Below are 26,352 nucleotides of genomic sequence, written 5' to 3' on the forward strand. Positions count from 1 at the left end.
CGAGACGAACTCTAGACGAGAGCCGCAGTGGCGAAAAGAAAAATATTGCGCCATCACAAAACATTTTCACGAAGGAAATGAGTCATTTTAAAATAGAGCAAGAACCAACCGAAAATCCCACAGAATTTTCACGGGATTTACATGAAATGTATGAACCCAAGAAGGCTATCTGTTAATCACAATGGACGAGGTTCGCGGCCTGAATCGATGATACAGATGGAAATTACCTCTTCTTCGATCTCGCGACAGATCAATTCATACTCCGAGATCATCGAATGATCCAGAGGATCGAGCTTACGTTGCCGGTCGAGCATGGAGCTCGCCTCTTCATAGGCCTCGCAGAGGCTGGAAAGAGAAAGGTTCTTGACGCTCAGCAGTTGCAGTTGACCGCGCAACGCCGGAAGCTTCAGCATGAGCTTCAGAAGTCCGCGCTGTACGGCCGCGTTGGGCATTGTTTTCTACCCGCCTGATCGACAATCGATGACCTTGCCGCCAGCCCGATACGCTGGCGCACCATTTCTCAAGGATCATTTTATCCGGGACCGTGACGACACATCAGCCCGCCGAGCGCTCAACCAAAACTGGCAGCCGGACCGGACCTCTCCCTCGATGGTTAACGTGACAACAGACGCTCCGTTTCGGAAGTACGTAACAGTAACTTTGCCCCGATAGTCTTGACGTCGACGATATGATCGTCCGAGTTCGTCCTTGGATACGACAAGCTTTATGCCTCAGCAGGTCCCGGTATCGCCAAGGCGATCCCTATCGATGACAGACCGGTTTGGACGCCTTTGTCGAACCGTAGGTCATCGTCTCCGGAACTCCTCAAAGACTAGAATCCGTCGGCCGGAACATCGCAGGCGAACTCGACCGACATGGGCGCGCAACGCGAGTCCGCACGCTACTTGTCGAAAGCATAGATCCTGCGCCAGTCCTCTTTCATGTCGACCAGCAGCCAGTTTCTCTGTTCGGCTTCGGTCAGCGCCTTGTCCAGCTTGCCGACGGGCGATTGCCGGTCATAGGCCCATTCGCGCTCGCCGTCCGTATGGTGCACGATCAGGCCGAAGCGTGGACCGGAGCCCGCTGTTACCCAGCGCAGCATCTCATAGTCGCCGTCGGAGTTGCCGGCCGCAAAGATCGGCCGCCGGCCGATGAACGTATTGATGCCGACGGGTTTGCCCGGGCCGTCGTCGATGAAGTCGATCTTGGGCTCACGCGTCAGCACCGGCGTATCGCCGTCGAGGTCATATTTCGTCGTGATGCTGCTGCCGACGACCTGTTCAGGCGGGATACCGTACATCTGTTCGGTCATCGGCCGCATGAATTCGATGCCGCCGCCGGAGACGATGTAGGTCTTGAAGCCGTTTGCCCGGAGATAATCGAGCAGTTCACGCATCGGCAGGTAGGTGACCTCGTTGTAGGGACGGTTGAAGCGCGGATGTTTGGCGGTCGCAAACCAGTCCTTGACCGTCTTGGTAAACGCATTCGTCGTCATGCCGGCATGGGTCGCCATCACGAGTTCAACGATGCCCTTCTCGCCGGCGGCGGCGACACCCGTCATATCGCCCTTGAGCAGCGATGCGAATGGCTCCTTGTCCTTCCACTCCGGGTGTTCCGGCGCCATCGCCTTGACGCGATCCATAGCGAACATGCCCTGAAAATAGTTCGGCTGCTCAGACCAGAGCGTGCCGTCATTGTCGAAGACGGCGATCCGTTCCTCCGGCGCCACGAAGTCCGCCCCGTTCTCGCTGGTCACGCGCGTGACGAAATCGACGATGGCCGTCTTTGCCTCGCCATCATTCCAGGACGGAAGATTGTCGGCCGGCGCATCGGCCGCGACGACGGCGGCCGGAACGGCGAACGCCGTGGAAAGCAGGAGCAGGAGTCCGACGAGCCGCGAACGGCGCCGGCTCGGCGAGGAATTGGATCGCATCGCAATTGCAGTCATCACGCATCCTCCTTGCGGGAACGAATTGTAACCCCGGGCAAGGTCAGGGCCGCCGAATACAGCGGAACCCGATATGGGTGGTCGCCGCGTTTTCCTCATGCGCATGGCGCGCCGCCGGCCGGTAGCGGCGGCAATAGTTGGGCGCGCAGAGATGCGAGCCACCTTTCACCACCCGGCGGGCGATGTGGATCGTCGGTTGTCTCGGATCGAAGCTTGCTTCCCTGTCGCCGCCCCGCGGATTGGAAGGGATACAGCAGCTCTTTTGCGCCGGCGCCGGATGGTTGGTCGACCAGAAGTCGCGCGTCCATTCCCAGACATTGCCGATCATATCGTAGAGGCCGTAGCCGTTCGGTGGGAAACTTGCGACCGGAGAGGTCCGTTCGAAGCCGTCGGGTCTGAGATTTTCTGTCGGGAACATGCCGTGCCAGGTGTTCGCCATGAAACGTCCCTCCGGCACCAGCTCGTCACCCCAGGCAAATTCCGCGCCCTCAAGCCCGCCCTTTGCCGCGAACTCCCATTCTGCCTCCGTCGGCAAGTCCTTGCCCGCCCATTCCGCATAGGCCCTGGCATCCAGATAGGAGACCTGGACGACCGGATGATCGAACTTGCCGCGGATATTGCTCTGCCGCCCATAGGGCCGCCGCCAATCGGCACCGAACTTGAAGTTCCACCATTGCGACGGGCTGTTGCTGGTAACCCGCTTCGGCGGATCGAAGATCACCGAGCCGGCACGCATCATCTCCGGCAGGGCGCCGGGATAGTCCTTGGGGTCCGGCGTCTTCTCCGCCTCGGTGACGTAGCCGGTTGCCTCGACGAATGCGGCGAACTGCCGGTTGGTCACCGGCGCCACGTCGATCCAGAAGCCGTCCACTTTGACCGGATGCGCCGGCGCTTCCTCCGGATAGTGCTTGTCCGAGCCCATGACGAAGGTGCCGCCTTCGATCCAGATCGGCTCGCGCGCGCTGATTGCTGCCGGCGTTTCGTTGAGAAGCGGTATCTTCGGCGACACGTGCATGCGGCTTCCATCTCCCGAGGGTGGGTCGGCCACCAAACCGGTCCAAGCTAACGCCATTTTTCGCCCGCCCAAAGTACGTAACCGTTACGATGGCAAACAAAACCTCGTGGTGACGATGAAAATCGGCCAAATGTGGTGCTTGCGGGGGTCTTCGTTACTGTTACGTTCTTTCCAATTGGCCTGATTTAACAATAAGCTCTGCCGAAATTTCATGATGACTGATGCTGCCGGAGAGGCAGAGGGAGCAGGAATTCATGGGTGCACGCGACGATATCGAGCAACTCGGCAAGCGCATCGGCGAAGCGATCATCGGCCAGGAGGGCATGATCGAGCGGTTGCTGCTGGGCTTGCTCAGCAACGGCCACTTGCTCGTCGAAGGCCTGCCGGGGCTCGCCAAGACCCGGGCCATCAAGAGCATGGCAAAGAACCTCGACGCGGAGCTGTCGCGCATCCAGTTCACGCCCGACCTCCTGCCCGCCGACATCACCGGGTCGGAGATCTATTTTTCCGACGGCGGCAAAGGCGAGTTTCGTTTTCAGGAAGGCCCTATCTTCGCCAACCTCATCCTCGCGGACGAGGTGAACCGTGCGCCGGCGAAGGTGCAGTCGGCCCTGCTCGAAGCGATGGAGGAACGCCAGGTCACCATCGGTGGCAAGAGCCACACGCTTCCGGATCTGTTCCTGGTGATGGCGACCCAGAATCCGATCGAGCAGGAAGGTACCTATCCCTTGCCCGAGGCACAGCTTGACCGCTTCCTCATGCACATCCAGGTGGATTACCCCGACGCCACCTCGGAAGCCGACATCATGCGGCTCGTGCGTTCCGAGGAAATTCACGCGAAACCCAACAATCACGCCACGGAAAAACTCGCCCAGAATTCAGTGTTTACCGCGCGCCAGGAGATTTCGGCGATCACGGTTTCAGAAGCAATCGAGAACTACATCGTCGCGCTCGTCATGGCGACCCGCTATCCCGACAAGGTCGACAAGGATCTCGCCAAATGGCTGCAGGTCGGCGTCAGCCCGCGCGGTGTCATCGGTCTCGACAAGGTTTCACGGGCCCACGCCTGGCTGAACGGCCGCGACTTCGTGACCCCCGACGATGTGCAGGCCACCGTGCACGACGTCTTTCGCCATCGGCTGGTGCTTTCCTACGAAGCACATGCCGGCGGCACCACCGCCAACCAGGTGATCGACCGTATCGTCGAACTCGTCGCGGTCGCCTGAGGATGGAGGTTTGCCGATGGCCATATCCCTGCCGGCTCTCGCCCGCTCCCGCGGCATCGTAAAACCCCGCCAGGTCGATACGACCGGCGTCTACACGTCGGTCGACACGCTCGTCGGCCTCGAGGCCATGGCCCGAGACCTGACCTTCCTGCGCAAGGCGCCGGTGCAGCGCCTGCTCGCCGGCCGCCATGAATCACGCATGCGCGGCCGCGGCCTCTCCTTCGAGGAGCTACGCAACTATCTCCCGGGCGACGACATCCGCGCGATCGACTGGCGAGTGACGGCACGCACCGGCAAGCCGGTCGTCCGTATCTATGACGAAGAGAAGGACCGGCCGGCCCTGATCCTCGTCGACCAGCGCATCAATATGTTCTTCGGCAGCCGCCGGGCCATGAAGTCGGTCGCCGCGGCCGAGGTCGCGGCGCTCGCAGCCTGGCGCGTGCTGGCGCTCGGCGATCGTGTCGGCGGCTTCGTCTTCGGCGACGAGGAGGTTACCGAGGTGCGCCCTTACCGGAGCCGCGAAGCGGTGATCCGCCTTGCCGACAGCATCGTGTGCCACAATACTGCACTGCAGGCGGGTTCGCGGGCGCCGCATGGCGCAGAGCAGCTCGACGTCGTTCTCACCACCGTCGCCAACATTGCCCGGCACGATCACCTGGTCATCGTCATCAGCGATTTCGACGGCTACAGCCTCGAAACCCGCGACATGCTGTTGAAGCTCTCGGCCCACAACGATGTGATATCCGTTCTCATCTACGATCCCTTCCTGCTCGAGCTGCCGCGCAAGGGCGATATCGTCTTCAGCGGCGGCCTGCTTCAGGCCGAAGTGCAACTCGGCCATGGCAATGTGCGCGAGGCGATCGACAGCTTCGCCAGAAAACGCGGACGGGCACTGCGCGCCTGGCAGGAAGAACTCGGCCTGCCGATGCTGCCGATTTCGGCCGCCGAAGAGGTCGCGCCGCAATTGCGCACCATGCTCGGCCAGCTCGCCAGCCGGCAACGGAGGCGATAGCGATGGCGACGGCCGCCCCTGCGAAAGACCCGTTTTTCGAGGCAACCCTTCGGCAGCTCGCGGACATTGCCATGCCTCAGCCCGTCTCGATGATGCCGCAGACCTGGGCCTGGACGGCGCTCGGCTGCGTCATACTCCTGCTGATCGCCTTCGCATGCTGGCGCTGGTACCAGCGCTGGGAGGCCAATCGTTACCGTCGCGAAGCGCTCGCCGACCTCAAGAAAATCGAGGGACGCCTCGCCGCGTCCGGTACCCGCGGCGAGGCGCTCGTCGCTTTACCCGTCCTCTTGAAGCGCACCGCCTTGGTGCTCTGGCCGCGCGAAACGATAGCCGGGCTCCATGGCACGGGATGGACCGGCTTCCTCGATGCCCATTCCGGCGGCCCGGTGTTCCCGATCGCCTCGGCGCGTTTCTTCGAGGAAGCCGAATATCGTGGCAGCGCGGCGCTTTGCGCCGTCCCGGAACCCGAAGCGCGGGCCTATGCCGCCGCGGCACGTCACTGGATCGAGGCGCACCATGTACGTGCTTGACCACGCCTGGGCGCTGATCTTTCTGCCTCTGCCCTTCGTCGTCTGGTGGCTGCTTCCGCCCTACCGCGAGCAATCGGCCGCCGTCAGAATACCGTTCTTCAAGGACATTACGGCCACCGCCAATCTCGGGCCGACCGAGGGCTCCGTCGTCCCAAGGACCAATCTCGGACAGAAGGTGATTGCGCCCATCTGCTGGGCACTGATCGTTATGGCACTGGCGCGACCCCAATATGTCGAGCCGCCGATCGAAAAGACCGAGCCGCAGCGCGATCTGATGCTGGCGATCGATCTTTCGCAGTCGATGGACACGCGGGATTTTCGCGATCCCTCCGGCAACCTTCAGACCCGTGTCGAGGCGGTGCACAAGGTTGTCGCCGACTTCATCGACCGGCGGCCGGACGACCGGCTCGGCCTGATCGCCTTCGGTGACGCGCCCTATCCGCTGGTACCGTTCACGCTCGACCACAAGACGGTCAAGTTGATGCTGGCCGACAGCCTGCCCGGCATGGCGGGCCCGCGCACAGCGGTTGGCGACGCGATCGGGCTCGCGATCAAGATGTTCGACGCCAGCACCGCGCCCGACAAGGTGATGATCCTTTTGACCGACGGCAACGATACCGCCAGCAAGATGCCGCCCGACAAGGCCGCCAGCATCGCCGCCGACCGGAACGTGGTGATCCACACCGTGGGGATTGGTGACCCCAGTGCGCAAGGCGAGCAGAAGCTCGATACGGTAACCCTTCAGGGTATCGCCGAGACGACGAAGGGCCGCTACTTCTTCGGCCAGGACCAGGCGGGCCTGCAGAACATCTATGAACTGCTCGATCAACTGACACCGGCGAACCAGAAGACACTCTCCTGGCGGCCGCGCATCGAACTGTTCCACTACCCGCTTGGCGCAGCACTGCTTATCGTCCTCGCCTACCACGCCATCATGTGGTTCCTCTCTTCGCTTGCCGAGCGCCGCCGGCGGCAGGAGACGGCGCCATGATCTCGGACTTCCACTTCCTGAGACCGCTTTGGCTGCTGGCACTGCTCGCCGTCCCCCTGCTCATCTACCTCGTCAGCCGGCGCGGCGATGTCCGCTCGCAATGGCAAGGCATGATCGCGCCGCATCTTCTCGATCACCTGTTGATCGAGAAGTGTGGCAAGCGGCGCCTCCAGCCCGTGCACATCACCGCAGCGCTGATCGCCGTTGCCGCCATCGCTGCCGCCGGTCCGACCTGGCAGCGCGAGCGCCCGCCCTTCGTCGAGGACACCGCGCCGCTGGCGATCGCCATCGACCTCAACCCGACCATGAACGCGACGGACATCTCGCCGACGCGGCTCGAACGCGCCAAGCTCAAGGTCCAGGATATACTCAGCCTCAGAAAAGGTTCGCGTACGGCGCTCTTTGCCTATGCCGGCTCCGCCCATATGGTGCTGCCGCTGAGCGACGATGCGGCACTGGTCAAGACCTATCTCGCGGCACTCTCGCCTCAGATCATGCCGGTAGAAGGCAAGGATACGGCAAAGGCCCTGCAGGAGGTCGAGAAAGCCCTGGCCAATGAAACCGCGCCTGGCACGATCCTCTTCATGACCGACGGGGTCGAGCGCTCCGCCTTTCAGGCGTTCAGCCAGAATCAGGGCCGCAACGCGGTGATGGTACTTGGCATCGGCACGGTAGAAGGCGGCCCGGTGAAGACAGCCGACGGCGGGTTCTTGACCGACGCGACGGGCGGTCATGTTCGCTCCAAGCTGGATGTCGACAGCCTCAAGGCGTTGCAGTCCGCATCTACTGCCGAGGTCGCGACCATCACATCGGATGATGCGGATGTGCGCTGGATCGTCAGGCGCATCCAGACCAATTTTGCCGCAAAGACCGCCGAGGGGCTGACCCGCTGGCACGATGCCGGCTGGTGGCTGACGATCCCGATCGCCGTCTTCGGGCTGTTCTGGTTCCGGCGCGGCTGGACCGTGCGCTGGGCCGTCTATCTGCTCGCCATCAGCCTGCTCATGAGCAACGAGCGGGCGGAGGCGGCCGATAACCGCTTCCTCGATCTCTGGCTGACGCCGGACCAGCAGGGCCGTCGCGTCTTCGAGCAGGGCGACTTCCAGGGTGCGGCCGAAAAATTCGCCGATCCCACCTGGCGCGGAGCGGCGCTCTACCGTGCCGGCCGTTTCCAGGATGCGATCGACGCCTTTGCCGAAACCGATACGGCCGAGAGCTACTACAACCAGGGCAACGCCCTGATGCACCTCGACAAGGCGGAAGAGGCGATTACCGTCTATAAGCAGGCATTGAAACGCCGCCCCGACTGGCCGGACGCGAAAAGGAACCTGGCGGCTGCCGAAAAATTCAAGGCCGACAAGGACAAGCAGGAACAGGACGCACAGCAGGAACAGGCGGGCATGGACCCCGACCAGGTGCAGTTCGACGACAAGGGCAAGAAAGGCACGGAGGCGACGATCCAGGGTGGACCACAGACGGCGGACATGTGGATGCGCAACATCCAGGTCTCGCCCGCCGAGCTGCTCGCGCGAAAATTCGCGATCGAGGCAAAGGAGGCGACGCCGTGAGCGCCTTGTCCCGAATGCCTCGGCTGCTGGTCTGGCTCGTCGGCCTGTCGCTTTGGCTTGCGGGCGATGCGCTCGCCGCCAACCCCTTCGCGCGCGCCACGCTCGCGACAAAGGGCACGATCTATGCCGGGCAACAGATAGAGATCGACATCGACGTCTTCGTGCCGAACTACTTCCTGACGCCGCCGCAGTTTCCGCTGTTCGATCTTAGGGGTGCGGAGGTCACCATGCCCGACGACCGCGGCTTGAACCTCAACGAGACTGTCGATGGCGAGGCCTTTTCCGGAATCCGCAAAACCTATGTGATCACACCACAGGCGGCAGGTAATTACGCCCTGCCGACGATCGTGATCCCCTTTGGCTATGCCGCCGTGCCGGGACAAGTGACACAGGGTAAGGTAACCGTGCCGCGGCTCAAATTTACCGTGGAAGCGGTACCAGGAAGTGCCGGCGGCACGCCCGGCGTCACCGCTGGCGAAATCATCATCACGCAGACATTCAACCGCGACCCGGCCGGCCTGCTTGCGGGCGACGCGCTGGTGCGCACGGTCACCACCCGCGCGGCCGGCCTCGCATCCATGATGATCCCCGAGCCCAGCTTGAAGGCTCCGGAAGGCGTGCAGGTTTATCAGCACGATCCGGTACTCTCCGAGGAGCGCACGCCGCGGGGCGAGATCGCCGCGGGACTGCGCAAGGACACCGCAACCTACGTCTTTGCCGAGCCGGGCACCTTCTCTCTGGCGGCAATCACATTGGAGTGGTTCAATCCTCAGACCGGAAAGACCGAAACCGCAGAGGCCGATGGCGCGGAAGTGGTCGTCGGTGCCGGGCCGGCAACGAAGGTTGCCATCGCGCCACCCGCTCCTCCGCAGACAAAAGAACCCTTAGATTGGCTCTGGTGGAGCATTGCGACGGCCACTGTCCTCGCCGTCGCCATTGTCATCCAGTTCGCCGCCAATCTGTTCGGACGGCTGGAAACCTGGATCGATGCGGCCATGACGCGCAAGGCGCAGTCGGAGGAGACGGCCTTCCGCCATGTTCTCGACGCCTGCCGCGACCACGACAGAGCGCGGCTGGACGTGGCACTCGATCGCTGGTCTCGCAAGACCGGCAATGTACCGCTTGCGAAATGGTTTGAGCGATTTGCCGACCCGGAGACGAGGGTCGCTTTCGCTCGGCACCGAAAGAGCCGCTACGGCACTCCGCAATCCCATCACGAGCGGCCAGATTTCTCCCGGCTGCGAAGTGGATTGAAGTCGGCGCGGCGACGCTGGCTGGACGAATTCTCCGACGACGGCGACGAAGCGCTTGATGAATTGCCCAAGCTCAACCCGGTGTTCGACAGCGCCTTGCGGCAGAACCGCTGAAGCCGTGTGAGGCGGCGCGTTACGCGTCCTGCCTGCCTTCGTAACTGTTACGTACTTACCTGAGGGCGCGTTCGCGCGGAGATTGCATCGGTAAATTCGAAACTTTGCCTGCATTCCGAGAGCGATTTGTTTGCGGCCTGCGGCGCCAGCGCTCGCCGTCGTCACCGTGCTGATCGCCGTGATGGTGCCATCGGACCGGCTCGCCACCTTGCTCAATCTCTCACGCGGCAATGGCACGATCGTCTCCTATGAGGAGGGCCTCGGTGCGACGGTCGCCGTCATCGAACAGGGCCAGCCGGACCGGCGCTTCCGCCGCCTCTATATCCAGGGCGTCTCCAACACCGGCGACGCCATGCCGTCGCTGCGCTACATGCGGCTACAGGCGCTCTTGCCGCTCATGATCCACAAGGGCGAGCCGAAATCGGCGCTCGTCATCGGGCTTGGCACCGGCATTACCGCCGGCTCATTGCTCGCCTATCCCGGGCTCGACCGGCGCGTCGCTGCCCAACTGCTGCCGTCGGTCGCCCGCGCCTCGATTGTTTGCCGGCAATTTCAACGCGGCAGGGGATAGCCGCCTCGAAGTGCGCGTTGCAGACGGTCGCCGCGAGCTGATGCGCAGCGCGGAGCGCTACGATCTCATCACGCTGGAACCACCACCACCATCGGCCGCTGGCGTCGTCAATCTCTATTCGTCCGATTTCTACCGGCTGGCCCGCCAACGCCTCGCTCCAAACGGTCTTGTTGCGCAATGGCTGCCGATCTCCACCCAGAACGACGAGGACACCCGCGCGCTCGTGCGCAGTTTCCTCGACAGTTTCCCGCATGCCTCGCTCTGGTCGACCGAGCTGCACGAGATGCTGCTCGTCGGCTCCGTCGAACCACAGGCGCTCGACGTCGCGCACATTGCCAAGCACATGGCCGACCCGTCCGTCGCCGCGGCGTTCAGTGAAGTCGGCATAGGTGGCGCAGCCGACCTGCTCGCGACCTGGATGACCGACCGCGCCGGGCTTGATCGTTATGCCGGACCGGCGCAGCCTGTCACCGACGGCCAGCAGCGGATCGAATATGCAAGCTGGGTTCGTCCCGACGAGTTGCAGCGCACGCTCCCAGCCCTCGTCGGCCTGCGCAGCAAGGCACCGCTTGTCGGAGCGGACGCGGCGCTCGAGAAATCCGTAGCGGACGCCCACAACCGGCTAATGCTGTTCTATCAGGCTTCGCTCAACGCCTATGCCGGCTATCGCGACGAATGGGTCCGTGACATGGAACTGCTGATGCGCGTGGAGCCGGACAATCCCTATTACCGCTGGTTCGTTTCGAGCAGCGGGCGCTGATTGCGCACAGCCGAATCCGTGCCCCCCACGCGACTGCAGTTCGCGTCGTGTCGGTCGGGCTAAGATTGATTCCTGCAAAATCGCGGAATAGCGCAAAATTTTTGCACGACGCGAAATCCCTCCGGCACAGATTTGCAACACAGAGGCATTGCCTACGTAGTATCCTGCCGCTGTTGTTCTGCCCTGTGGCAGACAGGGAGGCATTCCATGGAAAAGACGGACAAAGAAAACACCGAAACCACGTCGCGGGCGGCAATGGATGGCGAGATCGGCATTCTCGCGCGCCGCCGCATTGAGGCCGGCATCATCGCGCCGATCTATGAGGCGATGCGCGAGGAGATCGGCGAGGAGCGCGCGCAAGCAATTCTCGACAAGGCGATCACCAAGGCCGCGATCGAAGCCGGCAGGACCTTTGCGGCAAAGACGCCTGGCGGCACCAACCTGCGCACCTTCCAGGAACTGCAGGATCTCTGGACCCAGGACGACGCGCTTGTCATCGAGGTAACGAAGGCGACGGATGAGGAATTCCACTACAATGTGAAGCGCTGTCGCTACGCCGAGACCTATCGCGAGATGGGGCTCAGCCATATCGGGCACCTCCTTTCCTGCAACCGCGACGGCGTTTTCTGCACCGGATACGATCCGCGCATCACGCTTGAACGCACCCAGACGGTGATGCAGGGCGCTACCCATTGCGACTTCCGCTACAAGCTGAACAAGGACGCACCGGAGCAGCCGAAATGAGCGCCGAAGCCTTGCGCACTGAGCCCAAGCGCATCAACACGCCGGTTACAAACGGCGACCGGCTGTGGAACGACCTTGTCGCGACCGCCCGCTTCGGTGGCACAGACAAGGGCGGGGTCACCCGCCTGACGCTGACTGAGGAGGACCGTGAGGTCCGCGATTGGTTCGTCGCCGCGTGCCGGGCGCTCGGCTGCACGGTTGAGATCGACGGCATTGGCAATATTTTCGCGACCTATCCCGGCGAAGACATGTCTCTGCCGGCGATCGCGGTCGGCAGCCATCTCGACACCCAGCCGCAGGGTGGCCGTTTCGATGGCATTCTCGGCGTGCTTGCCGGTGTCGAGGTGCTGCGCACGCTCAAGGAAACCACCACCCGGCTCCGCCATCCGCTGACGGTCGTCAACTGGACGAACGAGGAAGGGTCGCGTTTTTCTCCAGCGATGATGGGGTCGGGCGTCTTTGCCGGCGCGCTTTCGCTTGATGCGGCGCACGCGCGCCCCGACCGAGACGGCGTCACGGTCGGGGCGGCGCTCGACGCCATCGGCTATCGCGGTGAAGCACGGGTCGAGCCGGCCGCCTTCGCGGCCTATGTCGAGCTCCATATCGAGCAGGGACCGCTGCTGGAAGCGTCCGCAACCGAGATCGGCGTCGTCACCGGCATCCAGGGGCTGCGCTGGTTCGATATCACTGTCACCGGCACCGAGGCCCATGCCGGCAGCACGCCGATGGCGCAGCGCGACGATGCGCTTGTCGCCGCGGCCGAAATCGTGCTCGCCGTCAGCAACATCGCCCGCGAAAATCCGCCCGGTGTCGGAACCGTCGGCTTCGTCGATGTCGGTCCCAATTCGCGCAATGTCGTGCCCGGCACCGTCCGGCTTCAGATCGACATGCGTCACCCGTCCGAGGCCGGGCTTGATCGGATGCAGGCGGCGCTGGAGGATACCGTCCGGAGCGTCGGGGCAAGCGCCGAACTGACGCGCATCTGGTCGAAAGCGCCGGTCGTCTTCGATCCATCGATCGTGGATGCCGTCCGCAACAGCGCGGAAGCGCTCGGCTATTCGGCCACGGACGTCGTTTCCGGTGCCGGGCATGACGCGGCGCATATCGCGACGATCATGCCGACCGCAATGATCTTTGTGCCTTCCAAGAACGGGCTGTCGCACAACGAAGCGGAATACACCGCGCCCGAAGAGTGCGCCCGTGGCGCAGAGGTTCTGTTCCAGACCATCCTGGAACTCGACCAGCGCTGACCGATAAAGCCAAGCACCCACGGCAGAGGCTTGCCGCCCTGCGCGGTGTCGGCATCTGCCAACTGCCGGAGATGGTGATACAGCAAGACCTGAAGGATGGCACGCTCGTCGATGTGCTGCCCGATTGGGCGCCGAGGGCCGGCATCATTCACGCGGTCTTTCCCTCACGCCGGGGTCTGCTTCCTTCGGTGCGCGCCCTGCTCGATTTTCTGGCCGCCCGATATGCTGAACTTGCCCGTCTGGACGAGCCCAGAACCTGACGGTCGCGCCATTACACCGCGGCGTGCTCTCGTGTTTTCAAGATCGCGGAGAAGCGCGGATCGAACGTGCGGCTGATCGGCTCTGCGGCCGCACCGATCGCCACTGCCCAGGGGTCGGTGAAACCGATCTGCAATCGCGGGAGACTGCGGTCGCGCCGATCGGCGATCGAGGGGAGCAGCGGCATCATCGCCTCGACCAACAGGCGCGCGAGCCCCGGCGGAAGCCCACCGCACAGGATCACCGTCTGCGGGTCGAAGATCGTTTCGAGCGCCTGAACGGCGGCGCGCAGTTCAAAGACCGCCGCATCGAGCCAACGCCGCACCCGCTCGTCCGGGCCGGCGGCAATCGCATCGATATGGGCGTAAAGATCAGGATCGGCGGGATCGAGGTCGAGCAGCCTGCAGAGCGAGGCGATCGAGGCGCGATGTTCGAGCGGCGTGCGCTCATCCAGCGATGCGCCATGCGGCAGGCTGAGGATCATGCCGATCTCGCCGGCATTGCCATTGGCGCCGCGGTAGAGCTCGCCGTTGAGGATCAGCCCGGCGCCAAGGCCATAGCCGAGATAGATGCAGATGGCATGGTCTACGCCGTGCGCAGCGCCAACCATGCGTTCGGCAGTAGCGGCCGCGGCCGCGTCGTTCTGCAGGCCGACATCGAGCCCCGTGCCGGTCGCAAGCGTCTCGAGCAACGGAAAATTCTGCCACGCCGCCATCATCCAGGTATCGTCGTCGTCGGCTTCGATACCGAAGGGGCCGGGCATCGCCGCCCCAAGGCCGACGAGGCGATCTTCCGATTGCGGCGCGATCTCCGTGAGATCACGGCGGGTCTTCTCGATTAGTTCGAGGATCGTCCGCACGCCTGTCGCCGGCCCACCGGCAGGCAGGTTGGCCTCGCCACGGGCGAGCACCCGGCCGACGAGATCGACAGCGATGGTCCGCGTCACATGCCGGTCGATCTGCAGGCCGATCGCGAAAGCACCCTCCGGCACCAGGCGATAGGGCGTCGAAGGTTGCCCGCGGCCGTTGCGCACCGCCTCAAGCGATTCGACCAGCCCGTCCCGCTCCAGGTCCTCGATGATGTTGGAGACCGTCTGCTTCGTGAGCGCCGTCGCGCGGGCAAGGTCCGCCCGGGACAATTGGCCGTTCAACCGCAGAGCGTCGATCATGACGCGCCGGTTGTGTGCGCTCGTCCCCTCTTGGTTGGTGCCGCTCTTCGCCCGGATCAGGCGCATATCGTTCATCCAAAAAACCCCTCTTGACACTGTTAGAATATTGAACAAAAAATAAGTCAAGACAATTGACTTAATAGGAGCCCAAAAGAGCTCCGGGGGAACGAAAGCGGCGGCAAGCACCGCTGCAGGCGCTCCGATGGATATGTCGACGGCCGCTCGGAAACGGACGGACTTCTCGCATACAGCGTACCGTAGAGGCGCGCCGAAGAAGGCTGAAACGCTCAAGTTACTGGAGGAAATCATGTTGAAATCGATAAGAACCACCTTGCTTTGCGCGACCCTCGCTGGCGTCTCCTTCGTCGGCCACGCGCATGCGGAAACGACGCTCAACGCCCTCTTCATGGCCCAGGCGGCCTATAGCGAGGCGGATGTGCGCGCCATGACTGAGGCCTTCACCAAGGCCAACCCGGACGTGAAGGTCAATCTCGAATTCGTGCCCTATGAGGGCCTGCACGACAAGACCGTGCTGGCGCAGGGTTCCGGCGGCGGCTACGACGTCGTGCTCTTCGACGTGATCTGGCCGGCCGAATATGCAAGCAACAAGGTCCTGGTCGACGTCAGCGACCGGATCACGGACGAGATGAAGTCCGGCGTTTTGCCCGGCGCCTGGACGACCGTGGAATATGACGGCAAGCGCTATGGCATGCCCTGGATCCTCGACACCAAATACCTGTTCTACAACAAGGAAATCCTGGAGAAGGCCGGCATCAAGGCGCCGCCGAAGACCTGGGACGAGCTTGCCGAACAGGCCAAGGTGATCAAGGACAAGGGCCTGCTCGCAACCCCGATCGCCTGGAGCTGGTCGCAGGCCGAAGCCGCGATCTGCGACTACACCACCCTTGTCAGCGCCTATGGCGGCAAGTTCATCGACGGCGGCAAGCCGGCCTTCGCGTCAGGTGGCGGCCTCGACGCGCTCAACTACATGGTGACGAGCTACTCTTCTGGCCTCACCAATCCGAACTCCAAGGAGTTTCTGGAGGAGGACGTCCGCAAGGTGTTCCAGAACGGCGAAGCCGCATTCGCTCTCAACTGGACCTATATGTACAACCTCGCCAACGATCCGAAGGAAAGCAAGGTTGCCGGCAAGGTCGGCGTCGTGCCAGCGCCGGGCGTTGCGGGCAAGAGCGAAGTCTCCGCCGTCAACGGCTCCATGGGTCTTGGCATCACTTCGACCAGCAAGAACCCGGACGAGGCCTGGAAGTACATCGTCTACATGACGTCGCAGCAGACGCAGAATGCTTACGCCAAGCTCAGCCTGCCGATCTGGGCTTCTTCCTACGAAGATGCCAGCGTCACCAAGGGCCAGGAAGAGTTGATCGGCGCTGCCAAGCTCGGCCTCGCGGCCATGTATCCGCGTCCAACGACCCCCAAGTACCAGGAACTTTCGACTGCCCTTCAGCAGGCGATCCAGGAAGCACTGCTCGGCCAGGCTTCGCCTGAGGACGCCTTGAAGACGGCGGCCGAAAACAGCGGCCTCTGAGCCGCCCTCCCAAACCCCGGGCGGACAACCGCCCGGGGACCGCGGGAATATGCGGTGGCGCTGGCATCCAGGCGCTTTAACACTTTGATTTGGCGCATCATTCGCTTGGGTCGATGACGGTCCGGGGCAATATGCGATAGCATGACGGGGCTCCCTAGGCCCGAGAAGGTTTCCATCCTATGTCCGGCACCTGGATAACAACGCGCGCATGGCTGCTCATGCTGCCGCTGCTGGTGGTCATGATCGCCGTGATCGGCTGGCCGTTGATCGATACGGTCAGGCTTTCCTTCACCGACGCCAGGCTCGTCGGCACGGAAGGCACGTTCGTCGGCCTCGCCAACTATGCCAAGATGCTCGGCGGCTCGAACTTCCTGCGCGCCTTCGTGACGACGACCTGGTTCGCCGTCGTCTCGGTCACCGCTGAAATGGTGCTCGGGGTGCTCGCAGCCCTGCTGCTCAATCAACAATTTCGCGGGCGCACGGCTCTCAGAGCCTTGATGATCCTGCCCTGGGCTCTGCCGACGGTGGTCAACGCCACGCTCTGGCGGCTGATCTACAATCCCGAATATGGCGCGCTCAACGCCGTCCTGACGCAAATCGGCCTGATCGACAGCTACCGCTCCTGGCTCGGCGAACCCGGCTCGGCGCTGACGGCGTTGATCATCGCCGACTGCTGGAAGAACTTTCCGCTGGTTGCGCTGATCGCGCTCGCGGCACTCCAGGCCGTGCCGCGCGACATCACCGCCGCCTCGCTCGTCGATGGCGCGGGTCCGCTCAATCGCTTTCGCTATGTCATCATGCCGTATCTGGCGGGTCCCCTGCTGGTGGCCCTGGTGCTGCGCACGATCGAGGCCTTCAAGGTGTTCGACCTGATCTGGGTCATGACCCGCGGCGGCCCGGCCAACAGCACGCGCACGCTATCGATCCTCGTCTACCAGGAAGCGTTCTCCTTCCAGCGTGCCGGATCGGGCGCCTCGCTGGCGCTGATCGTCACGCTGCTCGTAACCGTACTCGCCGTCGCCTATGCAGCAATGGTGCGCAAAGCCGCAGGAGCATCCTGATGGAACGCCAGAACCCGGTTTTCACCGCCTTCGTCTATGCTGCGGCTCTGCTGCTGGCAGCCATCATCCTGGCCCCCATTCTCTGGCTCTTCGTCATGAGCATTTCGTCGGCCGCCGACCTCTCGACAAAGCCGCTCAACTGGTGGCCGAACGAGATCGATCTGTCGCGCTACCGCCTGCTGTTGTCCACGATCGAAAACAGCACCGGCGCTGCCTTTACTGCCTCGCTCTTCAACAGCCTGAAGGTTGCCGGGATGGCGACGCTGGCGGCGATCGCGGTCGCCATTCCCGCCGCCTGGGCGGTATCGCGCACATCCAACGTTTCCTGGTCGCTCTATGCGGTGATCGCCACTTACATGCTGCCGCCAGTAGCGCTTGCCGTGCCGCTCTATATGGGGCTTGCCTATCTCGGGCTTCTGAACTCGGTGTTCGGCCTGGCGCTTGTTTATCTCACCATTCTGGCGCCCTTCACCACCTGGCTGCTGAAATCCGGCTTCGATTCCATCCCGAAGGAAATCGAGAGTGCCGCGATGATCGACGGCGCCCGTCTCGACCAGATCCTCCGGCTCATCACCCTGCCGCTCGCGGCACCCGTCATGGCGACGTCGGCGCTCTTTGCCTTCCTGCTCGCCTGGGATGAATTCTTCTACGCGCTGCTCTTCACCTCGGATCTGCGCGCCAAGACCCTCACGGTTGCCATTTCCGATCTCCGGCGGCCGTGTCTCCGATTACGGGCTGATCGCCACAGCCGGGGTGCTGGCCGCCCTGCCCCCGGTGTTGATCGGTCTCGTCATGCAGCGTGCCCTCATTTCCGGGCTCACCAGCGGCGGCGTCAAAGGATGACGGCTATGACCAATTCGGAACGCCCGGCCGGGCTCATCGCAATCGATCGCGAAATGGCACGTCAGGCCTCGGACGCCATCGCCTCCGTACACCAGGCGACGGCGATGGCGGCCAGTGTGGCTGCCTCGCTGAAGTCTACCGGCAAGCTGCTGCTGCTCGGCATGGGCGGCTCGCATGCCGTCGGTCGCGCCGTCGAGCCGCTCTACCGCGCCCATGGCATCGACGCCATTGCCCTGCCGCTCTCGGAACAACTCGGCCAGCCGCTTGTCATCGAAGGCAAGACGATCCTCATCACCTCGCAGTCCGGCGAAAGCGCCGAGGTGCTGCGCTGGTTCAGCGAAACCAATGGCGCAACGCCGCACACCTTCGGACTGACGCTTGAAGGCGGTTCCTTCCTCGCCAGCAATGCGCCGTCTCTGGTCGGCGTCGGCGGCACCGAAAAGGCCTTTGCCGCCACCCGCAGCCTGACCATCAGCTTCGCCCTGCACCTCGCCATTCTCGCCGCCCTCGCCGATGATCCGGCCGATGCCCTTCACGCATTGGAAAACCCGCAATCGCCCGATACGTCGGCGGCACTCGAAGCCCTGCACAGCGTCCGATCCGTTGTAACTTCGGGCCGCCGGCTGCAAGGCCTCGCCGAAGCGATCGGCCTCGGTCTGACCGAGCTTTCCCGCCTGCCCTGCTTCTCGCTTGAAGGCGGCCAACTTCGCCACGGCCCGATGGAAATGCTCGGTCCATCCGTCGGTGTTGTGCTCTTCCGCGCGGCAGATCCGACCGCCGGCCTTGTAGAAGCCATGGCGCTTTCCGCCGCCGAAGCCGGCTCGCCGGTCATCGTCTTCGATGCTTCCGGCGAGGCGCCAGTCGAAGGCGTCAGCACCATTCCCTTTGCGCCGGCCGCGGGCATGGCGGCGATCTTCGCCATGCTGCCCGTCGCCCAGTCCTTCATGATCGCCTTTGCGGCGTCGCGTGTCGAGAATGCCGGCACCCCCGTGCGCTCGACCAAGATCACCCGGAGCGAATAAACGATGCGTCCTCTTGCCGTGGTCGGCAATGCCAATGTCGATCTCATCCTCGGGCCGGCGGCCCCCTGGCCCAAAGCCGGCACCGAAATCATCGTCGACCACGACGAGCTGCGTGTCGGCGGCTGCGCCGGCAACAGCGCGCTCGCCTGGGATTCGCTCGGCGTCGACTATGCGATCGCCGCCAATGTCGGCAACGATCAGTTCGGCACCTGGTTGAAGGAGGCTTTTCCCGAGCGCTCCAAGTCCTGGCCGGTCGAGAATGTCGGGACCACGCTTTCCGTCGGCATTACCCATCCCGACGGCGAGCGTACCTTCTTCACCACGCGTGGGCATCTGCCGCTGCTCAGCTTCGAGGAAGTCCGCATCATGCTCGACGGCGAGAAGCTCCGCGGTGGTTACGCGCTGCTGACCGGTGCCTTCCTGACCGATGCGTTGACATCGGACTATGACCGCTTCTTCGACTGGGCTGATGCCCACGACATCACCGTCGCGCTCGACACCGGCTGGCCGCTCGACGGCTGGACGCAAACAAACTGCGCGGCGACCATCGGTTGGCTGAAGCGTTGCCGGCTGGCACTCTTCAACGAGGTCGAAACGACCACGCTGACGGGCCTCTCCGACCCGACCGAGGCAGCGCACGAGCTCAGGAAACATATGCCCGAAGGCGCGATCGTCGTCGTCAAGCGCGGTCCGCATGGCGCGATCGCCATCGACGCGGATGGCCGCTTTTCATCAGCCGCAGCACCCGTCGTTTCCGTCGTCGATACCATCGGCGCCGGCGATGTCTTCAATGCCGGGTTCCTGGCGGCACTTGCGGCCGAGATGCCTTTGGGAGCCTGTCTTCGCACCGGCGTCGCCATCGCCTCGGAGGCGATTTCCACCCTGCCGCGCAGCTACGGCAACCCACTTTCGTCCTACCTTCAGGAGACCGGCGCATGAGCGCTCTCGCCATTCAGAACATTCATAAGCGCTATGGCGAGGTCGAGACGCTGAAGGGCATCGACATCGATCTCGAGAGCGGCGAGTTCCTGGTGCTGCTCGGCTCATCCGGCTGCGGCAAGTCGACCCTGCTCAACATCATCGCCGGGCTTGCGGAGCCGAGCGGCGGCGACATCCGCATCGGCGACCGCTCCATTCTCGGCGCCCACCCGAAGGACCGCGACATCGCCATGGTGTTCCAGTCCTATGCGCTCTACCCGAACATGAGCGTTGCAAGGAACATCGGCTTCGGTCTTGAAATGCGGAAGGTCCCCGCGGCCGAGCGCGAAAAGGCGGTGGCGGAGACGGCAAAGCTGTTGCAAATCGAGAACCTGCTCGACCGCAAGCCGAGCCAGCTCTCGGGCGGCCAGCGCCAGCGCGTCGCCATCGGCCGGGCGCTGGTGCGCAATCCGCAGGTGTTCCTCTTCGACGAGCCGCTCTCCAACCTCGACGCCAAGCTGCGCATGGAGATGCGCACCGAGCTCAAGCGCCTGCACCAGATGCTGAAGACCACGATCGTCTACGTCACCCACGACCAGATCGAGGCGATGACGCTCGCGACCCGCATCGCGGTGATGCGTGACGGGCGGATCGAGCAACTCGGCACGCCGGAAGAGATCTACGACCGCCCGGCCACGCTCTATGTCGCCGGCTTCGTCGGCTCGCCGCCGATGAACATCTTGGATGCGACCGTTGTGGAAGGTCGGTTGAAAATCGCCGGCGACGGCCAGGCGATCGCCCTGCCGGCACGCCTCCGCAACGTTGTCTCCGACGGCCAGCGCGTAAAGGCTGGTATTCGCCCGGAAGCGCTGCAACTTGCCGCTGGTGACGAGCCGGCGCCGCAGTTCAAGGCACGCGTCGAGGTGGTCGAATTGACCGGCCCCGAACTCGTCACCACTGCGCGGATCGGCGACCAGCGCATCACCGCCTGCCTGCCACCGCGCAGTTCGGTCCTGTCGGGCGAAGAGCGTGCCTTCACGATCGAGGCGGATGCCCTTCATCTCTTCGATCCCGACACCGGCCGGTCGCTGGCGAAAGACTGAGGGTGCCTGCGGGCGACGACCGGGATTGCTTTGGCAACGCCTTTTCCTTCTTGTGAGAATCGTTCATCACACGTTGTCCCGCGCGAGAAGAGGAAGTGACCGCGATGCCCCTGCCGATCGAAACGCCGGCCGTTCTCGTCGACCTCGAAATTGCCAAGCGCAATATCGAGCGCTTCCAGGCCTATGCCGATGAACATGGCATTCGCGTGCGCCCGCATATCAAGACGCACAAGCTGCCGCAGATGGCCGAGCTTCAGCTTGAGGCCGGCGCCGTTGGCATCACCTGCCAAAAGGTGACCGAAGCCGAAACAATGGTCGAGGGCAGCGACCGGATCAAGGATGTGCTGATCACCTACAACATTCTCGGCGAGGCCAAGATGGCGCGGCTGGAGCGGCTCAATGGCCGCGTCGCGCTTGCCGTCGTCGCCGACAGCGAGACCGTCATCGACGGGCTTGCGGAATACTTCGCCGGCAAGGACAAGCCGCTTCGCGTTTTCGTCGAATGCAACACCGGTGCCGATCGTTGCGGCGTTGGTGCGCCGGCTGAGGCGGCGAGACTTGCCAGCCAGATCGAGGATGCGAAGGGGCTCGTGTTCGGCGGCCTGATGACCTATCCCCCCGTCAACGGCGAGGCAAAGGTCCAGGCCTTCATGAGCGAAGCAAAGAGGCTGATCGAAGCCGACGGCATCGCGGTGCCGGTGATCACCTCAGGCGGCACGCCGAGCATGATGCACGCCGCCGGTGCGCCGGTTGCCAGCGAATATCGCCCCGGCACCTATATCTACAACGACCGTTCGTTGGTGTCTCGCGGTGTGGCAAGCTGGGATGAATGCGCGCTGACGGTGGTTGCGACCGTCGTCTCCGTCCCATCCGAAACCCGCGCGATCATCGATGCCGGCAGTAAGGTGTTGACCTCGGATCTGCTGGGACTGACAGGCTATGGTCACGTGCTCGGCCGCGACGACATCCGCATCGACCAGCTCTCGGAGGAACACGGCCGCCTCGTCACCGATGGGCCGATCAACCTCAAGGTCGGTGACCAGCTCCGCATCGTGCCCAACCACGCCTGCGTCGTGACGAACATGGTCGATGCGGTCCACATCATCGAAGGCGACACGCTCAAGGACACGTGGCCGATCGTCGCCCGCGGCCGCGTGCTCTAGTTTCGCACCCTAGGGACCCAGAAATCTGTGCCCGCCTGTGATCCCCGTATTTGCCACGAAATGCAGGGCTGAAGGCTCTTCGACGGGCTGGTCCAGCAAACGCTCGAAAGGAGAATCGACGCGCGTCCACTGGACACCGGCAGCGCGCCCTCCATCTAATGACCTTGGCGGGCCGGCACGGCCATACTGGGCGGTTGCAGGCAAACCGTTCCCGAAAAGGCGGCGAGAACGATAGGACATTTCCCGTTTGCCGCCCTCAGGGTCATCTGTTTGCGTTGTAGCAGTCGATAAAATTGATAGTTTTATCTGGTAACCGATGGAGGTCGAAATGGTCTTTGGACGAATTACCGGAATGGTGGGACTGGCAATTGTGCTCGGGGGCCTGCAGCTGGGAGCTGCGAGTGTCGCGTTTGCCGACACGACGATCTTGAACGTGTCCTACGATCCGACACGTGAACTCTATAAGGACTTCAATGCTGCCTTCGCTGAGAAGTGGAAGGCCGACACTGGCGAAACCGTGGCGATCCAGACGTCGCACGGCGGCTCCGGCAAGCAGGCCCGCTCGGTCATCGACGGCCTGCAGGCAGATGTCGTAACGCTGGCGCTCGAAGCCGATATCGACGCGATCGCCAAGGAAACCGGCAAAATCCCGGCGGACTGGAAGACGAAGTTCGAGAACAACAGCGCGCCCTACACATCGACGATCGTGTTCCTGGTGCGCAAGGGCAACCCCAAGGGCGTCAAGGACTGGGGCGATCTGGTGAAGCCGGACATCCAGGTGATCACGCCGAACCCGAAGACTTCGGGCGGCGCGCGCTGGAACTTCCTGGCTGCCTGGGCCTATGGTCGGGCTGCCAATGGCGGAGATGACGCCAAGGCACAGGAATATGTGGCGGAACTCTTCAAGCATGTTCCGGTGCTCGATACCGGCGCGCGCGGAGCGACGACGACCTTCGTGCAGCGTGGCCTTGGCGACGTGCTTCTCGCCTGGGAAAACGAAGCCTATCTGTCGCTCGAGGAACTCGGCCCCGACAAGTTCGAGATCGTCACACCGTCAATCTCGATCAAGGCCGAACCGCCGGTGGCGCTCGTTGACGGCAACGTCGACGCCAAGGGCACCCGCAAGGTAGCGGAAGCCTATCTCGGCTACCTCTACAGCGATGCCGGCCAGAAGATCGCCGCCAAGCATTACTACCGGCCGTTCAAGCCGGCAGTAGCCGATCCGGCCGATGTCGCCCGCTTCGGCGAACTGAAGCTCGTCACCATCGAAGACTTCGGCGGCTGGAAGGAAGCCCAGCCGAAATTCTTCGGCGATGGCGGCGTCTTCGACCAGCTTTACAAGCCAGGCCAATAAGACCGACCTTAGACGCGCGGCTGGACAATCCGGCCGCGCGTCTTGCTTTGCCGCGCCGGGCCATTGGCACGAAGCGCGGTTCAATACGTCTCGCGAGCTTTGTAAAGGTAGTGTCATTGACGGAAGCGACGAAGACTGCGCCCTGGCGATTTCGCCAGCCGAGTGTTTTGCCTGGCTTTGGGCTGTCGCTCGGGATCACGCTGAGTTGGCTGGTGCTGATCGTGTTGATCCCGCTGTCGGGGCTGGTGTGGCGGGCCAGCGGGCTCGGCTGGGCCAAGTTCTTTGAGCTAGCGCTCGATCCGCGCACGCTCAATGCCTTGAAGATCTCGTTCGGCACGGCGTTTCTCGCCGCCGTCATCAACCTCGTCTTCGGCGTCATCCTCGCCTGGGTGCTGGTGCGCTATCGGTTCCCCGGCAAACGGGTGATCGATGCCATGGTCGACCTGCCGTTCGCGCTGCCGACGGCGGTCGCCGGCATTGCCTTGACGACGCTTTATGCCGGCAACGGCTGGATCGGCCAGTTCATCGAGCCGCTCGGCCTGAAGATCGCCTTTACGCCGTCCGGCATCGTCGTCGCGCTGATCTTCGTCGGCCTGCCGTTTGTCGTCAGGACCGTGCAGCCGATCATGGAGGAGATCGACAAGGAGGTGGAAGAAGCCGCAGCCACCCTTGGCGCCAGCCGCTTCCAGACGATCAGCCGGGTGCTGCTGCCGGGGCTGTTGCCGGCCGGCTTGACCGGCTTCGCCCTCGCCTTTGCCCGCGGCGTCGGCGAATACGGCTCGGTGATCTTCATCGCCGGCAACCTGCCTTATGTCTCGGAGATCGCGCCGCTTCTGATCGTCATCAGACTCGAAGAGTTTAACTATGCCGCCGCCACCGCCATTGCCGCGGTGATGCTGGCGATCTCCTTCGCCATGCTGCTCCTCATCAACTCGATCCAGGCCTGGAGCCGGCGGAGATATGTCTATGTCGCATGATCTGACCGCCAATCCTCTGCCCGCATCCGGCCCGCAACGCGCCCTGCCGGCGCTGGCCGCCGCCACCTCCGAAAGCCGCTTTGCCCGGCTGACCCTGACGATCACCGCCCTTGTCTTCGTCGCGCTGTTTTTGCTGTTGCCGCTCGCCGCCGTCTTCACCGAGGCGCTGCGCAAGGGGGTGGGTGAATTCGTTGCCGCGCTTGGCGACACCGAGACCTTCTCGGCCATTCGCCTGACGCTGATCGTCGCCGTCATCGCCGTGCCGCTCAACCTCGTCTTCGGGGTTGCCGCCGCCTGGGCGATCGCCAAGTTCGAGTTCAAGGGCAAGGCGTTCCTGACGACGCTGATCGACCTGCCGTTCTCGGTCTCGCCGGTCATTTCCGGCCTCGTCTTCGTGCTTCTGTTCGGCTCGCACAGCCTGATCGGTCCCTGGCTGCAGAGCCACGGCATCCAGATCCTGTTTGCCGTGCCCGGGCTGGTGCTCGCCACCGTCTTCGTCACCTTCCCCTTCGTCGCCCGCGAGCTGATCCCGCTGATGCAGGAACAGGGGTCCAGCGACGAGGAGGCGGCGCTGTCCTTGGGGGCATCGGGCTGGCAGACCTTCTGGTTCGTGACGCTGCCCAACATCAAATGGGGGCTGCTTTACGGCGTGCTTTTGTGCAACGCCCGCGCCATGGGCGAGTTCGGCGCCGTCTCGGTCGTCTCCGGCCATATCCGCGGCGTGACCAACACCATGCCGTTGCAGGTCGAAATCCTCTATAATGAATACAACTTCGTCGCCGCCTTCGCGGTGGCGGCGTTGCTGGCGCTGCTGGCGCTGATCACCCTGATTTTGAAGACGGCGCTGGAGATCCGCTACAGCGCCGAGATCGCCGCCAGCCGCAGGCACTGAAAGGTCAAACGCTATGGACGTGCGCGTTCACAACATCCGCAAGGAATTCGGCCGCTTCCCGGCGCTCGACGACGTCTCACTCGATATCCGCTCCGGCGAGTTGATCGCGCTGCTTGGCCCCTCCGGTTCCGGCAAGACGACCTTGCTGCGTCTCGTTGCCGGTCTCGAAAGCCCGACCGGCGGCACGATCTTCTTCGGTGACGAGGACGCCTCGCAAAAGACGGTGCAGCAGCGCAACATCGGCTTCGTCTTCCAGCACTATGCCCTGTTCCGCCACATGACCGTGCTCGACAACGTCGCCTTCGGCCTCAAGGTGCGCCCGTCGGGCCGAAGGCCGCCGGCCGCTGAGATCCGCAAGCGCGCCCTCGACCTGCTCGACCTGGTGCAGCTCTCCGGTCTCGACAAACGCTATCCGGCCCAGCTCTCCGGCGGCCAGCGCCAGCGCGTGGCGCTCGCCCGCGCCATGGCGGTCGAGCCGAACGTGCTGCTGCTCGACGAGCCGTTCGGCGCGCTCGACGCCCAGGTGCGAAAAGAACTGCGCAAGTGGCTGCGCGAGATCCATGACCGCACCGGCCACACGACGATCTTCGTCACCCACGACCAGGAGGAGGCGCTGGAACTGGCAGACCGCGTCGTCGTCATGAGCAAGGGCGCGATCGAACAGGTCGGCACCCCCGACGAGATCTACGACCATCCGGTTTCGCCCTTCGTCTTCGGCTTCATCGGCCAGTCGAACGCGCTCGCCGTCACGCTCCAGAACGGCGAGATCTGGTTCGAGGACCGGCCGATCGGGCTCAGGGCCCCGGCCGAGCCGGACGGGCCTGCCAACCTGCACTTCCGCCCGCACGACATCGAGCTGATCGACGGCTGCGGCGGCTGTCTTGCCGGCCTCGTCACCGCCAGCCGCCGCGTTGCCGGCACCCGCCATCTCGAACTCGATCTGGGCCGCAACCATCCGCATGTCGAGATCGAACTGTCGCCCGAACGCGCCGCCGCCGGCGACCACAGCCGCATCGCCTTCCGGCCGACAAAGTGGAAACTCTTCAGAGACAACAGAGAGCAGGC

The 26,352-nt window shown here is 63.5% G+C and carries 24 protein-coding genes and 2 pseudogenes; 22 read left to right on the forward strand and 4 right to left on the reverse strand.

All coding sequences use genetic code 11. The features are described 5' to 3' along the window. Positions 1-176 precede the first annotated feature (176 nt). From ACTJKM_RS31050 to ACTJKM_RS31060, 3 genes are all read right to left on the reverse strand, one after another. Positions 177-452, reverse strand: coding sequence for a hypothetical protein (locus ACTJKM_RS31050; protein WP_058328068.1), 276 nt, complete (start codon positions 450-452; stop codon positions 177-179). Between the two features lie 449 nt (positions 453-901). Then, complete coding sequence (locus ACTJKM_RS31055; RefSeq protein ID WP_245296166.1) at positions 902-1,948, reverse strand: HAD family hydrolase; 1,047 nt, start codon at positions 1,946-1,948, stop codon at positions 902-904. A 43-nt stretch (positions 1,949-1,991) separates the two neighbouring features. Continuing rightward, positions 1,992-2,963 (reverse strand): formylglycine-generating enzyme family protein, encoded by a 972-nt coding sequence (locus tag ACTJKM_RS31060; RefSeq protein WP_058328069.1) that lies wholly within the window; start codon positions 2,961-2,963, stop codon positions 1,992-1,994. A gap of 254 nt (positions 2,964-3,217) precedes the next feature. On the opposite strand from ACTJKM_RS31060, the gene ACTJKM_RS31065 reads away from it, so the two are divergent. From ACTJKM_RS31065 to ACTJKM_RS31115, 11 genes and pseudogenes are all read left to right on the forward strand, one after another. After that, positions 3,218-4,189, forward strand: a complete 972-nt coding sequence (locus tag ACTJKM_RS31065) for an AAA family ATPase (protein WP_058328070.1) — start codon at positions 3,218-3,220, stop codon at positions 4,187-4,189. A gap of 16 nt (positions 4,190-4,205) precedes the next feature. Further along, on the forward strand, positions 4,206-5,201 hold the full coding sequence (locus ACTJKM_RS31070; RefSeq protein WP_058328071.1) for a DUF58 domain-containing protein: 996 nt from the start codon (positions 4,206-4,208) through the stop codon (positions 5,199-5,201). Positions 5,202-5,272: 71 nt separating this feature from the next. Next, positions 5,273-5,731 (forward strand): DUF4381 domain-containing protein, encoded by a 459-nt coding sequence (locus ACTJKM_RS31075; protein WP_245296167.1) that lies wholly within the window; start codon positions 5,273-5,275, stop codon positions 5,729-5,731. Then, the gene (locus ACTJKM_RS31080) at positions 5,718-6,722 is read left to right on the forward strand and encodes a vWA domain-containing protein (RefSeq protein ID WP_058328073.1); all 1,005 of its coding nucleotides are present in this window, start codon (positions 5,718-5,720) and stop codon (positions 6,720-6,722) included. Before ACTJKM_RS31075 ends, ACTJKM_RS31080 begins: the two co-directional genes overlap by 14 nt. Continuing rightward, on the forward strand, positions 6,719-8,290 hold the full coding sequence (locus tag ACTJKM_RS31085; RefSeq protein ID WP_058328074.1) for a VWA domain-containing protein: 1,572 nt from the start codon (positions 6,719-6,721) through the stop codon (positions 8,288-8,290). The genes ACTJKM_RS31080 and ACTJKM_RS31085 overlap by 4 nt, the downstream gene beginning before the upstream one ends. Continuing rightward, positions 8,287-9,657, forward strand: coding sequence for a BatD family protein (locus ACTJKM_RS31090; protein WP_156436902.1), 1,371 nt, complete (start codon positions 8,287-8,289; stop codon positions 9,655-9,657). The genes ACTJKM_RS31085 and ACTJKM_RS31090 overlap by 4 nt, the downstream gene beginning before the upstream one ends. 130 nt (positions 9,658-9,787) lie before the next feature. After that, entirely contained in the window at positions 9,788-10,228 is a 441-nt protein-coding gene (locus ACTJKM_RS31095) for a hypothetical protein (protein ID WP_058328076.1), read from the forward strand. Positions 10,229-10,238: 10 nt separating this feature from the next. Beyond that, a complete protein-coding gene (locus tag ACTJKM_RS31100) occupies positions 10,239-10,988 on the forward strand; it encodes a hypothetical protein (protein ID WP_058328077.1) in 750 nt (249 codons plus the stop codon). A gap of 207 nt (positions 10,989-11,195) precedes the next feature. Further along, complete coding sequence (locus tag ACTJKM_RS31105; protein WP_058328078.1) at positions 11,196-11,732, forward strand: L-2-amino-thiazoline-4-carboxylic acid hydrolase; 537 nt, start codon at positions 11,196-11,198, stop codon at positions 11,730-11,732. Beyond that, positions 11,729-12,982, forward strand: coding sequence for a Zn-dependent hydrolase (locus ACTJKM_RS31110; RefSeq protein ID WP_058328079.1), 1,254 nt, complete (start codon positions 11,729-11,731; stop codon positions 12,980-12,982). Before ACTJKM_RS31105 ends, ACTJKM_RS31110 begins: the two co-directional genes overlap by 4 nt. A gap of 26 nt (positions 12,983-13,008) precedes the next feature. Continuing rightward, positions 13,009-13,242: pseudogene (locus ACTJKM_RS31115) on the forward strand (LysR substrate-binding domain-containing protein); the annotation flags it as partial. An 11-nt stretch (positions 13,243-13,253) separates the two neighbouring features. On the opposite strand, the gene ACTJKM_RS31120 reads toward ACTJKM_RS31115, so the two are convergent. After that, positions 13,254-14,483, reverse strand: coding sequence for an ROK family transcriptional regulator (locus ACTJKM_RS31120; protein WP_058328081.1), 1,230 nt, complete (start codon positions 14,481-14,483; stop codon positions 13,254-13,256). A 232-nt stretch (positions 14,484-14,715) separates the two neighbouring features. Here ACTJKM_RS31120 and ACTJKM_RS31125 point away from each other — a divergent pair, with 232 nt between their 5' ends. The 11 genes and pseudogenes from ACTJKM_RS31125 to ACTJKM_RS31175 all read left to right on the forward strand — a co-directional run. Beyond that, positions 14,716-15,954 (forward strand): extracellular solute-binding protein, encoded by a 1,239-nt coding sequence (locus ACTJKM_RS31125; RefSeq protein WP_058328082.1) that lies wholly within the window; start codon positions 14,716-14,718, stop codon positions 15,952-15,954. Between the two features lie 179 nt (positions 15,955-16,133). After that, a complete protein-coding gene (locus ACTJKM_RS31130; RefSeq protein ID WP_058324648.1) occupies positions 16,134-17,015 on the forward strand; it encodes a carbohydrate ABC transporter permease in 882 nt (293 codons plus the stop codon). Continuing rightward, positions 17,015-17,858 (forward strand): annotated as a pseudogene (locus tag ACTJKM_RS31135) (carbohydrate ABC transporter permease). Before ACTJKM_RS31130 ends, ACTJKM_RS31135 begins: the two are co-directional and overlap by 1 nt. Further along, entirely contained in the window at positions 17,855-18,880 is a 1,026-nt protein-coding gene (locus tag ACTJKM_RS31140) for an aminotransferase (protein ID WP_162764788.1), read from the forward strand. The pseudogene ACTJKM_RS31135 and the gene ACTJKM_RS31140 overlap by 4 nt, the downstream one beginning before the upstream one ends. A 3-nt stretch (positions 18,881-18,883) precedes the next feature. Further along, positions 18,884-19,819 carry a PfkB family carbohydrate kinase gene (locus ACTJKM_RS31145; protein WP_058328083.1) on the forward strand — a complete coding sequence of 312 codons (936 nt, stop codon included), beginning with the start codon at positions 18,884-18,886 and terminating at the stop codon, positions 19,817-19,819. Next, on the forward strand, positions 19,816-20,901 hold the full coding sequence (locus tag ACTJKM_RS31150; protein ID WP_058324652.1) for an ABC transporter ATP-binding protein: 1,086 nt from the start codon (positions 19,816-19,818) through the stop codon (positions 20,899-20,901). Before ACTJKM_RS31145 ends, ACTJKM_RS31150 begins: the two co-directional genes overlap by 4 nt. 104 nt (positions 20,902-21,005) lie before the next feature. After that, positions 21,006-22,064, forward strand: coding sequence for a D-TA family PLP-dependent enzyme (locus ACTJKM_RS31155; protein WP_058328088.1), 1,059 nt, complete (start codon positions 21,006-21,008; stop codon positions 22,062-22,064). Positions 22,065-22,380: 316 nt separating this feature from the next. Continuing rightward, the gene (locus tag ACTJKM_RS31160) at positions 22,381-23,418 is read left to right on the forward strand and encodes a sulfate ABC transporter substrate-binding protein (RefSeq protein ID WP_440639090.1); all 1,038 of its coding nucleotides are present in this window, start codon (positions 22,381-22,383) and stop codon (positions 23,416-23,418) included. 116 nt (positions 23,419-23,534) lie between these two features. Then, positions 23,535-24,395: a sulfate ABC transporter permease subunit CysT gene (cysT, locus tag ACTJKM_RS31165; RefSeq protein ID WP_440661586.1), complete on the forward strand. Its 861-nt coding sequence runs from the start codon at positions 23,535-23,537 to the stop codon at positions 24,393-24,395. Continuing rightward, a complete protein-coding gene (cysW, locus tag ACTJKM_RS31170) occupies positions 24,385-25,287 on the forward strand; it encodes a sulfate ABC transporter permease subunit CysW (RefSeq protein ID WP_058325947.1) in 903 nt (300 codons plus the stop codon). The genes cysT and cysW overlap by 11 nt, the downstream gene beginning before the upstream one ends. Positions 25,288-25,300: 13 nt before the next feature. Continuing rightward, positions 25,301-26,352 (forward strand): sulfate/molybdate ABC transporter ATP-binding protein (locus tag ACTJKM_RS31175; RefSeq protein ID WP_440639824.1); only part of this gene is annotated, 1,052 nt, incomplete at its 3' end.

Source organism: Ensifer sp. 22460, from assembly GCF_052044935.1.
In the GTDB taxonomy this organism is placed as follows: domain Bacteria; phylum Pseudomonadota; class Alphaproteobacteria; order Rhizobiales; family Rhizobiaceae; genus Ensifer.

Excerpts from the sequence above, each read along its gene's own strand:
- ACTJKM_RS31160 (WP_440639090.1), top strand. The coding sequence starts at position 22,381 with ATGGAGGTCGAAATGGTCTTTGGACGAATTACCGGAATGGTGGGACTG.
- ACTJKM_RS31145 (WP_058328083.1), top strand. The coding sequence starts at position 18,884 with ATGCGTCCTCTTGCCGTGGTCGGCAATGCCAATGTCGATCTCATCCTC.
- ACTJKM_RS31080 (WP_058328073.1), top strand. The coding sequence starts at position 5,718 with ATGTACGTGCTTGACCACGCCTGGGCGCTGATCTTTCTGCCTCTGCCC.
- ACTJKM_RS31150 (WP_058324652.1), top strand. The coding sequence starts at position 19,816 with ATGAGCGCTCTCGCCATTCAGAACATTCATAAGCGCTATGGCGAGGTC.
- ACTJKM_RS31050 (WP_058328068.1), bottom strand. The coding sequence starts at position 452 with ATGCCCAACGCGGCCGTACAGCGCGGACTTCTGAAGCTCATGCTGAAG.
- ACTJKM_RS31055 (WP_245296166.1), bottom strand. The coding sequence starts at position 1,948 with ATGACTGCAATTGCGATGCGATCCAATTCCTCGCCGAGCCGGCGCCGT.
- ACTJKM_RS31155 (WP_058328088.1), top strand. The coding sequence starts at position 21,006 with ATGCCCCTGCCGATCGAAACGCCGGCCGTTCTCGTCGACCTCGAAATT.
- ACTJKM_RS31065 (WP_058328070.1), top strand. The coding sequence starts at position 3,218 with ATGGGTGCACGCGACGATATCGAGCAACTCGGCAAGCGCATCGGCGAA.
- ACTJKM_RS31110 (WP_058328079.1), top strand. The coding sequence starts at position 11,729 with ATGAGCGCCGAAGCCTTGCGCACTGAGCCCAAGCGCATCAACACGCCG.
- ACTJKM_RS31060 (WP_058328069.1), bottom strand. The coding sequence starts at position 2,963 with ATGCACGTGTCGCCGAAGATACCGCTTCTCAACGAAACGCCGGCAGCA.
- cysW (WP_058325947.1), top strand. The coding sequence starts at position 24,385 with ATGTCGCATGATCTGACCGCCAATCCTCTGCCCGCATCCGGCCCGCAA.
- ACTJKM_RS31075 (WP_245296167.1), top strand. The coding sequence starts at position 5,273 with ATGCCTCAGCCCGTCTCGATGATGCCGCAGACCTGGGCCTGGACGGCG.
- ACTJKM_RS31120 (WP_058328081.1), bottom strand. The coding sequence starts at position 14,483 with ATGAACGATATGCGCCTGATCCGGGCGAAGAGCGGCACCAACCAAGAG.
- ACTJKM_RS31130 (WP_058324648.1), top strand. The coding sequence starts at position 16,134 with ATGTCCGGCACCTGGATAACAACGCGCGCATGGCTGCTCATGCTGCCG.
- ACTJKM_RS31070 (WP_058328071.1), top strand. The coding sequence starts at position 4,206 with ATGGCCATATCCCTGCCGGCTCTCGCCCGCTCCCGCGGCATCGTAAAA.
- ACTJKM_RS31105 (WP_058328078.1), top strand. The coding sequence starts at position 11,196 with ATGGAAAAGACGGACAAAGAAAACACCGAAACCACGTCGCGGGCGGCA.
- ACTJKM_RS31085 (WP_058328074.1), top strand. The coding sequence starts at position 6,719 with ATGATCTCGGACTTCCACTTCCTGAGACCGCTTTGGCTGCTGGCACTG.
- ACTJKM_RS31125 (WP_058328082.1), top strand. The coding sequence starts at position 14,716 with ATGTTGAAATCGATAAGAACCACCTTGCTTTGCGCGACCCTCGCTGGC.
- ACTJKM_RS31140 (WP_162764788.1), top strand. The coding sequence starts at position 17,855 with ATGACGGCTATGACCAATTCGGAACGCCCGGCCGGGCTCATCGCAATC.